Source organism: Niveispirillum sp. CC-CTL257 (assembly GCF_059489915.1).
Map to the genome: position 1 here is coordinate 187,704 of NZ_JCAJXE010000003.1, position 12,465 is coordinate 200,168.

The window sequence follows — 12,465 nt, forward strand, 5'->3', positions numbered from 1 at the left end:
CCCGGTACAGGGCTCAGGCGCTGAACAACTTTCTCGCCCGCTCCAAATCCGTGTCGGCGAACGGGGTCTCGCGCTCCGGATGCCACATCCATCCTTCGAACGGCAGGTCTTCATGGCGTATCGCCTCAATCGACCCATCCTCGCTGACGGCCAATACCCTATATGATGCGGGGCAACCATCCAGTGCATGATCATGAAAGCTGTTTACCGTCCCGACTAGTCTGCCATCGAGGACATGCCGGGTCCGCACGTGGCCGGTGACACGCTTCAGCCGCCCGCCAGCCACGGTGGCCATCATCTGCATCCCACGACAGATACCCAGCACCGGCAGCCGCCGTTCCGCAGACCAGTTCAGTAACATGCGCTCGACGCTGTCCCGGTCCGGTTGAGCACCGACATCATTACCGCCGGAGAGAAGAATGCCATCGGGGGAGAGAACGTCCAGCCATTCCCGAAGCCACCCCTGTTCATGCAAACCGTTGGGTACGGGAAAGGCTAATGCGCCAATCGCGGTTACAAAGGCGGACAGACGTTGGTCCAGGGCGTCGCGCCGCTCATCGCGGTCGGCATGAATATCCACCCGCTGACTGATGGCGATGCGCTTCATCCCACAATTTCCACGCGGCGGCCCGAGCAATCAAGATGCAGGCGCTGTGCCCCCGACCACCGTCGAAAGAGTATCTCGCCCGCGCCAATGACGGCGGGCAGCCCCAGTTCCCCGGCGCGGATCGCCATGTGGGAGTTGGCACCACCCCAGGCCGTGACAAGCCCGGCGATCGAGTGAGAGAACAGCCAATCAAACCCGGGGTCGGCGTTCGGAATACAGACGATGGCACCCGCCAGCGCGTCTTTATCTTCGCACATGACGACTCGTGCCGTCACCTGCTTCTGCGTGATATAGTTGGGGATCGTTGCCGGCCACTCAAATCCCCAAACATTGTCAGCTGTCGCAATCAAGGGCGGCATCGAAAGAAGTTCGGTGTCCCGATGGCGTTTCTTGCCCTGCTCAATGCTGGCCGCCAGTATCTCGCCGGCATCGACCGCTGCGACATGCATCTCCCGGAAGACTGAGACATCACTGTAGGCAAGGTCATCCGGCGTGAAACCGTAGCGTCCCCCGACCTCCGTCATCAGGGCCAGCGCGTCCGACAGGTTGCGGGTGAAGTGGAACTTGGCCAGTTCGCGCAGTTCAATGCCGGCCTGCATGAAATCCATCAGCCCCACGGCATCGGGCTCCAGCCCATGCGAGGCCAGCAAACTTGCCATCTCGCGCATCTGCGGCAATGTCAGTGAGAAGGGCTTCGTGGCGTGGGAAGCCGACGGCCTTTGCTGCCAGTCGAAATAGAGGTCGGGTGTCTCATCATACCGGGGGGACAAGAGATCATAGGTACCAGGCCGGAGATGACCGTACCGGGAAAGAAAAGTCGTCTTGTCCAATAGTGCCCTGTCGCGGGCCAATTGGCCGCTGACCGTGGAAACCGATGCGATAAAGGCGTCATAGTCAGCTTCGCTGAAGACCCCTACGGCCACCAGCGACCTCAACATCTGCACGGCGATGAAGCCCGCGCGGGCCAGTCCCGCAAAGGGCAGGGTGCCATACCGTTTTCCATCCTCCAGCAGCCAGTAAATCCGCTCCAGTGGATCTCCGGCAGCGGCCAGTAGAGATTCGCGGCGTTCCAGAAGGGTGTCCAGCTTGGCGGCGTCTGTGCGCCACAAGCCGTTCCGGTTGTTGATGATGCGATTGGTCAGGGTGCGCAGGCTGTTCGCGATCTGCTGCTGTTCGGCTCTGCTGAACCCGACCTCTGTCAGCTTGTTAAGACGCTTGGGCAGGTCGAGCGTGTAGCAGGAAAACACGATCTCAAACTCCACCTTGTCGTGGAGTGTCGGTTCCGCCAGCAGCCGATCAATATAATGATCCACCAGACGACCCGCAATTCCCTCGTCCAGGTCGGCCGGAATAAAGGAATTGAAGGACAGCCTGACATCAATATAGGGCAACCCGAAGAAATGAGGCATCAGCGGGAAGCTGCGCAGATTTCGGTACCCGTAATTATGCCGCTGATATGCCCAGATCGAATCCGTTACCAGTTCACGGTAAAGAGACAATGCCAGCGGCTTTGGCCTTACGCCGATGATCTCCGCCGGATTCCAATCCGGCATGACGCCATAGACCGTGCGGCGTCCCATCAAAAATGGGTGTGGTTGTGTACCGCGCTCAATCTTCGCTTCGATCTGCTGTAACCGTAACGCCTGCGCTTGGGCGGATTGCGGTGCCTGATGGAGAATCAGTGGCCGGGCCTGGAGAAGCCAGAGTGTTTCATCATCCGGCCCGGTACCCGTCACGGCGAATTCGCAATCAATGGGCTGTCCGCCAAACTGGTGTAGAAGCTCCTCAAGCAAGGACAGGATCGGTGCCATAGAGTATGGCGGTGCCGTTGGTGCCAGGGCTGCCCGCTGATAAACACGCCCACCGGTCCCGCCTGTAACGGCCGCCGTATCGCCGCCCTCGGTCCAGTTGATGACGCGGTAGGGGGCGGCGGTATTCGGATCATGCGTGAATGCCACACCGGAGCGCAGCACGGAATCCAGCATGGGTTGGATCAGGACCTCATCATCGTCCTGTGCTACGCCATAGGAGGCGATGACCCTCTCGATCGCATCGCCGAGCCCGGGGGATGTAACATCCAGCAAGGTCAGGAAGGCACCGGCGTTAGACGCCTTCTTCCCATCCTCCCTGCCGCAGCTGGATCGGACAATGCCAGACCGTGACGCCAGAATATCGTCTGCGCCACGCAGACAGGCATCCCGGTCCTCCCGCCATTCACGGACCGTGAAGTGAAACAGCGGTAATACCTGCGCGCTTTCCAGGGCTCCGCGCAGGGTGGCCAATGTACGGGCCTTGGTTGAGAACTCGATGGGCATGGTGGTTTTGGCTATTCTAGAGAAGCTGGGCCATCCAGATATTCGTGGTGTAGGGAATCCGGATCGTCGCTGTGTTCAGCCCTCCCAGATAGCTTTCAATAGCATCGATCACCGCCCCGAAGGCGCTGCCAGCCTGTCGTTGCAGCGTCGCGTGTGAGCGCCAAGCCTCCGCGCAATCAGCGACCGACTGCATATGGATGACTCGGGAGCTCAATTGCGTGACGGGGCCGAACAGACCGCTGGCATCAATGACGGACGTCTGATCCTCGCGGCGGGTGCCGTAATTGTAGCCGTCAACGTGGGTCTTGATGATGCCCTCAATGCGTGATTGAACCGGATCGTTCAGGTATCGATGGTTCCACATACAGGCGAACCATCCCCCGGGCTTCAGGATCCTGGCCGTTTCCTTCAGAGCGGCGGGGCGATCACAAACATTGAAGGAACTGCCGAACGTGACCATCGCGAAGGCCTGATTGGCCTGACCGGTGGCTTCGCCGGTTCCTTCATGCCAGCGCACATTCCCAAACGAGGCCGTGCGCTTGATACCATTTGCACGCATCGCATCGTTGGGCTCAACGGCGGTGACGCTAAAGTTGCGGGCAGCCAGCATCAAGGTCAGATGTGCAACACCTGCGCCGACGTCGCACACCGCTTCGTCCCCTCGCATGCCGGCGATCTTCAGCATCGAATCAATCGCGGCGTCCGCGTAGTCGGGGCGCTGCAGATAAGCGTCGGCAAGCGTGGTGTAATCCCATTCCGTCTTCATTCAGATCTCTTGCATCAAGTGCTTGAAAACATGCTCAGCCACGTCCTCAGGGGCACGGCCTTGAACGAACTCAATGAGGATGTCGGGCTTTTGCGGTTCGTCAATGGCAAAATCCAGCCCTGCCACGTTATGGACCTCGCCAGCAGCATGGCGTCGATAGATGCCCTTCGGGTCCCGCCGGCGTAGCTCCTCCATTGGAACTTTCAAATATATCTCGACGTAACCCGGCAGATTCTCTCTGTTCCATCCCTGTACTTCCTGGAACAGTGATATCGTGGCGATTACCACGGTGAATTGTTGTGAGGTCAATAATCGGCACAGGCGCGAATATCGCATAGCGAGTTCGACCCGCTGGCTTCTGCTGTGGTCACTGCCATTATGCGATGATGCCGCCAAAACCTCACGGAGTTCGTCGCCATCCAGAAGAATCGTGCGCGGCTCAACCTTCCGCAGCTGCTGTACCAGCGTATGGGCAAGAGTCGATTTGCCGGCACCTGAAAGGCCGGTGATCCAGATGGTCCGACCAAAGCTCACGTCATGGCCTCCATTAGCGTGCTGTCCATGGCACCAAACGGGTCGACGTGAACAGCATTCTTTACATTCGTGTCGCCATTTACAATATCAGTGAAATATCTGCTTTGATCCTTCTCAAGAAACAACTCAAAGTCACAATAATTTGAATAATAACTAAAAAGATCATCCGGAGAGGAGTTCGTGATGCGACGAATGGCTTCCTCAAGGCTAGCCAAGTCATGTGTGACGGGGGCCCGCTCGCACATGTTCTGCACAAACCAACGGGTGACGTCATTCTCCAATGCGGCATTCGGGACAAAATAAATCGGCGGTACAGTCTTGCGTAGCATGAACGATATACCGCCTGTAGAACCGTCGGTAATAATCAGATCGCATTTTCGGTAAAAGTCGGCAGAAGATCCGTTTGACATGTCAACTTGAATTCGACCGGTATTGAGCAATGATTCACAATATTGGCGGATAGGAAGTGAGAGGAGATCTAAAGGGTAAGGCCTAAATACAATTTGGCTTTGTGTGAATTTTTGCGCCAACATTACAATAATATCTGATATATTATTGTACATTGAAACTCCGCTTTGAATTGCTGCGGCTTGGGTGGGCAGTAGGCCGATTGTGAAATTGGTCGACGGTACGGCAGATTGCGGCGTCTTATGCCGGTTTTCTTGTTTGATAGGTCGTATAGGCATGAAACTGGTGCGCCGAAGGTCGGAGCGGATGGCCGGGCCATTTACTGCGATTTCGCCCCGACGACGGCATGCGCGGTAAGACGATGTGCCGCTGGCTAACATCTGCATTGTGGCGCGAGAGGCAGCGGTGACTATATCGAAATAGGACAAGATATCCCCATACATGAATCTGCCCGCGGCAGGCATAGCGGCAGATCCATGGCTTATGAAAGTGGAGATGATAGAAGAATCGATATATTGTCCGACTGAAGATTCGTTTGATATTATAATATCGAAGTCATTTTTTTTAAGATGCGGGATATCACCTATATTTATGTTGGTCACATTGATATTTAATAATTTGGCAACCGCTTCTGCCTCCATCATAGTTCGTTCGCGGATATTGTAGACAGTTATATGAGCCGTAGGTGGCAAGGAAATTAAAGCCTGCTTCAAATATTCTGCATAAGTATCTCCGCCATTAAAAACTCCATTCAGGAGTAAAATCTTCTGACTGATCATAGTTCACCAATATTGTTAGAGAAAGTGAACAGATTTTGTATGCAAAACTTAATTGATAGCAAATGGGAAATTGCGTCAATCATATATCAATGTGCTGATGTAGGCGGGTGTCATCCATCGAATGGAGATTCGAGTGGCCCTGCGCCTATGAGGGCTACGATACGGAACCATCAAGGCTTTTATTCCTTTGGATGACTGCACGACAGCGGAAGCCCCCTCTCCGATATCCACGCGCTGCGGACACTTTCTTCCTCACAAGTTTAACGATGCCGTATCGGAAGCGCGAGCAAAAACGGCGACATCCCATACTCCGTTATCATCGGTGATTTGTATCAGTGTTGGCGCTCAGGTGGGAATCAGTTTTGCGTGGTGTCTCTAGTCGAAGAAGATTCGGGAAATAGTTGCGAATAAAATAATATGCATCAATTTATATACACCTAATAATAAATGTAATGTATATGTGTTCTGACTTTTGCTCTATCTGGGAGAAGTATGTTGAGCCTGCTTGTGACGCCCGAGGTTCGGGTCAACAGCTTTACGACGGGCAATCAAGCCAAGCCGTCGATCGCGGTTCTGGCCGATGGCGGGCATGTGGTTGTTTGGCAATCCGACGGACAGGACGGGTCTGCCCTTGGTGTTTACGGGCAACGTTATGATGCAGCGGGCGTCAAGGTCGGGGGAGAGTTCCTGATCAACACCCTGACCAGTGGTTATCAGTATGAGCCGTCGATCACGGCGATGGTTGATGGCGGTTTCGTTGTTGCCTGGCAGGACAATGTCAAGGACGGGTCACCAGGACATGGTATCGTCTTGCAGCGTTATGATGCGGCCGGCGTCAAGGTTGGGGCGGAGACGCTGGTTAATCAGGTGGCCAGTGGTGAACAGTGGAACGCGGCGGTCACGGGCCTGAGCAATGGCGGCTATGTCGTTGTGTTCGAGAATTATACGGCTGGCGAAATCTCCCTGCGCCTGTTTGGGGCGGATGGTGTGCCGCGCGGTGGTGATTACAATTGGGTGAATGTCGATACGGCGGGTGCGCAATCGATACCGCAGGTATCTGCGCTGCCGGGCGGCGGCTATGTCGTGGTCTGGTTCAGCCCTGCGAATATTGTCGCGCGCATATTTGATGCCAATGGCGCGGCGGTGACCGGGGATATTGGGGTCGCTGTTTCTACGCCCCACCGATATGTGCCGTCGGTGACGACCCTGGCGGATGGCAGCTTTGTGGTTGCCTAGTATGGGACTGACATTTATCAGAGCCAGGGCGTGATTGTCCGCCATTTCAGTGCGACCGGCACGGCGCTGACGGCTGAGATTGCTGTCAACACCTATACGGCGGGCAACCAGTTTGACCCCGCCATCAGCGCCCTTGCCGACGGCGGCTACATTGTGACCTGGACCTCCAATGGTCAGGATGGCAATGGCGATGGTGTGTATGGTCAGCGGTTCACGGCGGCTGGCGTCAAGGTCGGGACCGAGTTCCGGGTTGCGGAAACGGCGGCCCTTAACCAGGGCCGTTCAGTGGTCGCCGACCGCACTGATGGCGGCTTTGTGGTGGCCTGGGACAGCGACGGCCAGGATGGCAGCGGCACGGGTGTTTACAGCCGGGTCTACACACCCAACATGCTGCCGGGTGCCGTCAACGACATTCTGGGGACGGAGGGTTCGGATACGATCAATGCGGGGATTGGTCCGGCCAAAGTCCAGGGCCTTGGAGGGAATGACAGCATTGTCGGGACGGCGTACAGCGATACGCTGATCGGGGGGTCTGGCAATGACACGCTGGACGGGCTGGGTGCGATCGATAGTCTGGTCGGCGGTACGGGGAACGATGTCTTCCGGGTCGATGATGTCGGCGATGTGGTGGCTGAGGCGGCCGGCGAGGGCACGGACCGGATCGAGACCAGCCTCAACAGCTACACACTGACCGCTGCCAATGTGGAGGAACTGAGCTTCACCGGCACCGGAGCCTTCACGGGTACGGGCAATGCGCTGGCCAATTCCATCACGGGTGGTTCTGGCAATGACACGCTGACGGGCGGGGCTGGCAGCGATACGCTGGTGGGTCTGGCCGGCGACGACACCTACATCGTCGACGATGCGGGCGATGTGGTGACGGAGGCGGCGGGCGGCGGCACCGACACGGTGCGAACGGCGCTGGCCAGCCTGACCCTGGTGGCCAATGTCGAGAACCTGACCTATACGGGCACCGGTGCTTTCGCGGGTACGGGCAATAGCGGCGATAATCTGCTGACGGGCGGGATCGGCAATGACACGCTGTCCGGCGGCGCCGGCAATGACACGCTGACGGGTGGGGCCGGCAATGACAGCCTGTCGGGCGGCCTTGGCGACGATCTCTACCTTGTCACCGATGCCGGTGATGTGGTGGTGGAGGCGGCAGGCGAGGGCACTGACCGGGTGGAGGCGGCACTGTCAGCCTATACGCTGACCGCCAATGTCGAGAACTTGACCTATACCGGCACCGGTGACTTTACGGGTACGGGCAGCAGCAGCGACAATTCCATCACGGGCGGTGCCGGCAACGATACGCTGTCCGGTGCCGCCGGCAACGACACGCTGGAGGGCGGGGCGGGTGCCGACAGCCTTTCCGGCGGTGGCGGCAACGACCTTTACCGTATTGATGACGCGGGCGATATCACCATCGAGGTGGCGGGCGAGGGGACCGACCGGGTGGAGACCACCCTGGCCGCCTATACCCTGTCGGCGGAGGTGGAGCACCTGACCTATACCGGAACCGGTGACTTCGCGGGTACGGGCAGCAACGTGGCCAATTCCATCACGGGCGGGGCCGGCAATGACACCTTGTCGGGCGGCAGTGCCGGGGCCGATACGCTGGTCGGTGGCCTGGGCGATGATCTGTATCTGATAGATCATGCCGGCATGACCATCACCGAGGCGGCGGATGGCGGGCTCGACGCCGTCCGCACCAACCTGTCCAGCTTGGTGCTGGCGGCCGAGGTCGAGATCCTGGAATATACCGGCACCGGCAATTTCGCGGGTACCGGTAATGCCTTGGCAAACAGTCTGACTGGCGGAGCCGGCAACGACACGCTGTCCGGTGGCGATGGCACCGATTATCTGACGGGTGGAGCCGGGGCCGACAGTCTGATCGGCGGTGCCGGCAGCGATACTGCGGATTATTCGGGATCCACCGCCGGCGTGACGATTGATTTGGCGATCGGTGCGGCCAGCGGCGGCGACGCCCAGGGTGATGCACTGAGCGGCGTGGAGAATATCGACGGGTCGGATGAGGCCGACACGCTATATGGCGACGCCAACAATAACCAGCTGTCTGGCGGCGATGGCGATGACAGCCTGCGCGGCGGCGACGGGGCCGATACGCTGGAGGGTGGCAGTGGCGATGATTTGGTCATCTTCCGTGGCAACTTCTCCGAATATATGATCGAGCGTATCGGTACAGGCAGTTACCGCGTCAGCCACAGCAATCCGGTCGGCGTCATCAATGACGGCATTGATCTGCTGGCAGATGTTGAGGTCCTGCGCTTCGCGGATCAGGACATCATTTTGGGGGCTACCAATGTCGCCCCTGTTGCCCGCGCTGACACAGCCCTCAGCATCGCGGGCACGCCCACCCTCATCGAGATCGCCAGTCTGCTGGCCAATGACTTCGATCTGGACGGCGACGAGGTCACCATCACCACCGTCCAGAACGCCGTCAATGGCACGGTCAGCCTTTCTGGCGGGTTTGTAACCTTCACTCCCGACGATGGCTTCACAGGCACCGGCGCGTTCGACTATGTCATCGATGATGGTCGCGGCGGCACGGCAACGGCTACCGTTACCGTCACGACGGCCCCGATTGATCCCAACCTCTTGCCAATCGACAGCAATAGTGCCGCAGACAGTGTGACAGAGGGGGCCGCAAGCGGCAGCCCGGTCGGCATCACCGCAACGGCGACGCCGGGCAACGGACTGCCCGTCACCTATCTGTTGCTGTCCAATGCCGGTGGACGTTTCACCATAGATCCGGTCACAGGCGTTGTCAGTGTGGCGGATGGCGCGCGCTTCAACCCGATCATTAGTCCGACCCACCAGATTACAGTGGCGGCCAAAGACAATACCGGGCATGTGGCCTATCAGGACTTTGAGATCGCTGTCGCCAACAGCCCGCCCACCGCGCCCTTCGATGCCAGCATTGCTCCCAACATCGTGGCCGACTATTGGCCGGAGGGCACGCGGACAGGTGTGATCGCAGCCAGCAGTGATACCAGTGGCAACCCTGTTACCTATCTGTTGACCGATGATGCCGGGGGCCGGTTCGAGATCGACCCGGTGACCGGCGAGGTGATGATCGGTAACGCCACCATCCTTGAGGCCGGTGGAACCGGCGTCTTTACCATCAAGGTTGTGGCCAACGATGGGCTGGATAACAGTCCCGAGCAGAACTTCTCCATCACGGTGGCCCATGATGGTCTGCCGCCATTGCCGGGGCAGAGCGCCAATCTGGCCGCTGGCGACGTGGCCGTGGTCAATACCTACACGAAAGGTAATCAGACGGCACCCTCCGTCGCGGTCCTGAATGACAGCTCGCACGTGGTTGCCTGGACCTCGGCCGGTCAGGATGGCAGCGATACCGGCGTCTATGCCCAGCGCTTTTTTATGAACGGCGTCCACTATGGATCAGAGTTCCTGGTTCCGACCACGACAAAGGGAAGCCAGACCGGTGCTTCGGTCGTGGCTCTGCCGGATGGCGGATATGTCATTTACTGGGCCGACAAGGGCATCAAGGGCCAGCGCTATAACGGACTTGACGAGAAGGTCGGCGGTCAGTTTGCGGTCAGCGCCACGGGCGGACGCGATCCGGTGGCGACCCTGCTGGACAATGGCCAGATCGCCGTCGCGTGGAGGGGACCGCACGCCTATAATGGCGACACCGATGTTTATGTGCAGCGCCTGAATGTCAATGGCGGGCGCGTCGGCGGTACGGTCTCGGTCGGGTATCCTGTGCTTGGCAACGGGGGCGAGCATACGCAGGTTGCAATCACTGAACTGGTGGGAGGTGGTTTCGTTGTCACTTGGCGGGAATTGATGGAGGGCTTCCAGATGGCCTGGGAGGTCCGCGGCCAGGTGTTCACTGCCAGCGGGGCAAAATCCGGCGGTATCTTCCTTGCGAACACGACTCGCTATGGCGATCAGGGGCAACCTTCCGTCATGGCCATGGATGACGGAGGCTTCCTGTTGGCTTGGGATGCCCAGCAAAGCGGCAGCGACAGTACCGACATTTATTTCCAGCGCTATGCGCACAATGGCGCACGCATTGGCGGTGAGACAAAGGCCAACAGCCTGACAACCGGTTACCAAGGACAGCCCAAGGCGGTTCTGCTTGCTGATGGCGGCTTCTTGATTGCTTGGGAATCAACGTACAAGGAGAACACAGCCAACGGTATCGTTGCACAGCGCTTCACGGCCAGCGGTGCCAGGGTGGGCACAGAATTCCACCTGGATACCGGGGGTGCCAGTATTCTGTCGAATGTCGATCTGGCCGCCCGGCCTGACGGCGGTTTCGTCGCCACCTGGGTGTCCAATAACGCTGATGGAAGCGGCTCCGGCATCGTCACCCGCACCTTTTACGCCACCAATAACGGACCGGTTATCGAGGGGGTGGATGAAGTGGCGGGGGCTGACCGGTTCATACCCGCCTCCTCCCTGGTTCGTGCTGTCCATGTGCAGGGTGACGCCTATATCGGCGGTAATCTGCAGGTCATCAAACAGTATCAGTTCATCGACACCAGCGCCGATCCCTCCAGCGGCCATTTCGAACTGAACGGCGTCGCGCTACCCGCTGGCGAAGTGGTCACAGTTACGGCCGCCCATTTGAATAAGCTGCGCTTCATCGGCGGCGGACAGGCAGGCGTGGATACTGTTCAGGTACGTGCGTCCGATGGGGTGGTTTGGGGCGACTGGGTGACATCTAACGTGACGACGTTGGAACGATCAGCCCTGCTGGTTGCGGGAGGGCTTGATACTGTCCTGAACACGACGACGGGAGGTGACCAGCGTTACCAGTCTGTTGCGACACTGAAAGATGGTGGTCATGTTGTCACCTGGATATCCGGCAATGTGGATGGCAGCGGCACAGGCGTCGTGGCACAACGCTTTGATATGCTCGGCAACAAGGTGGGTAGTGAATTCCTGGTGCCGACGTTGGTCAATGACGATCAGGTTTATACCGACACGGTGGCATTGAACGATGGTGGGTATGCCATCTTCTGGTCAGCGGGCCCGGGCCTCCAGGGTCAGCGTTTTGATGCCAGCGGTGTGCAGATTGGTCAGCAGTTCATGGTCAACCGCGCTGGAGGCCAGCAACCCCAGGCAACGGTGCTGACGGATGGCACCATGGCGGTGGCCTGGGTTCAATCTGCTGGTAACTACTACGGATTCGACATTACCTCGGTCTTTGTACAGCGTGTGGCCGTCGATGGGACTTTCTTCGGGGGCCCCGTCAATGTCGGCCAGCCCCTATTGAAGCCGCGCGACCGAGTGGTGGAACCAGCGATTGCCAGTCTCAGCAACGGTGGCTTTGTCGTCAGTTGGACCAACCAGGAGATCCAGGCCGGGGCGGTGGGACCGGACGTCCGGGCGCAGGTGTTAAATGCGTCTGGTCAGAAGGTCGGTGGGATCATTGAAGTACAAACCAACCGTTTTAGCACTCAATCGGAAAGTTCCGTCGCCGGTCTTTCGAACGGCGACTTTGTCATCGCTTGGAGTAGCGCGCATACGGCAGGCTACAATATTTACATGCAGCGCTTCAATGCCTCCGGCGGCAAGATCGGAGGGGAAACGCGGGTCAACAGCACCCTGACCAACACTCAATCCAAGCCGGAGGTCGTTGCCCTTTCCGATGGTGGCTATCTGGTGGCCTGGACGTCACAGAGTCAGGATGGCGACGGCGATGGGATTTATGCGCAGCGCTATACCGCCACCGGGACCAAGGTGGGCACGGAATTCCGCCTGAACACCCACACGACAGGTCACCAGAACAATATCCATCTGGCCGAGCGGCCAGATTGAGGT

Annotated in this window: 7 protein-coding genes; 2 read left to right on the plus strand and 5 right to left on the minus strand. The window is 58.5% G+C overall.

Going from position 1 to position 12,465, the window contains the following annotated elements; translation table 11 throughout:
• Positions 1-13 precede the first annotated feature (13 nt).
• The 5 genes from ABC729_RS17645 to ABC729_RS17665 are packed head-to-tail and all read right to left on the minus strand — an operon-like array spanning position 14 to position 5,409.
• Positions 14-607: a gamma-glutamyl-gamma-aminobutyrate hydrolase family protein gene (locus ABC729_RS17645; protein WP_495608916.1), complete on the minus strand. Its 594-nt coding sequence runs from the start codon at positions 605-607 to the stop codon at positions 14-16.
• Positions 604-2,922 carry a PEP-utilizing enzyme gene (locus tag ABC729_RS17650; RefSeq protein WP_495608917.1) on the minus strand — a complete coding sequence of 773 codons (2,319 nt, stop codon included), beginning with the start codon at positions 2,920-2,922 and terminating at the stop codon, positions 604-606. Before ABC729_RS17650 ends, ABC729_RS17645 begins: the two co-directional genes overlap by 4 nt.
• A 16-nt stretch (positions 2,923-2,938) precedes the next feature.
• The gene (locus tag ABC729_RS17655) at positions 2,939-3,688 is read right to left on the minus strand and encodes a class I SAM-dependent methyltransferase (RefSeq protein WP_495608918.1); all 750 of its coding nucleotides are present in this window, start codon (positions 3,686-3,688) and stop codon (positions 2,939-2,941) included.
• On the minus strand, positions 3,689-4,222 hold the full coding sequence (locus tag ABC729_RS17660; RefSeq protein WP_495608919.1) for an adenylyl-sulfate kinase: 534 nt from the start codon (positions 4,220-4,222) through the stop codon (positions 3,689-3,691). It abuts the gene before it with no gap.
• The gene (locus ABC729_RS17665) at positions 4,219-5,409 is read right to left on the minus strand and encodes a Rossmann-fold NAD(P)-binding domain-containing protein (RefSeq protein WP_495608920.1); all 1,191 of its coding nucleotides are present in this window, start codon (positions 5,407-5,409) and stop codon (positions 4,219-4,221) included. Before ABC729_RS17665 ends, ABC729_RS17660 begins: the two co-directional genes overlap by 4 nt.
• 492 nt (positions 5,410-5,901) lie before the next feature.
• On the opposite strand from ABC729_RS17665, the gene ABC729_RS17670 reads away from it, so the two are divergent.
• Positions 5,902-6,645: a hypothetical protein gene (locus tag ABC729_RS17670; RefSeq protein WP_495608921.1), complete on the plus strand. Its 744-nt coding sequence runs from the start codon at positions 5,902-5,904 to the stop codon at positions 6,643-6,645.
• A gap of 387 nt (positions 6,646-7,032) precedes the next feature.
• Entirely contained in the window at positions 7,033-12,462 is a 5,430-nt protein-coding gene (locus tag ABC729_RS17675) for a beta strand repeat-containing protein (RefSeq protein WP_495608922.1), read from the plus strand.
• Positions 12,463-12,465 lie beyond the last annotated feature (3 nt).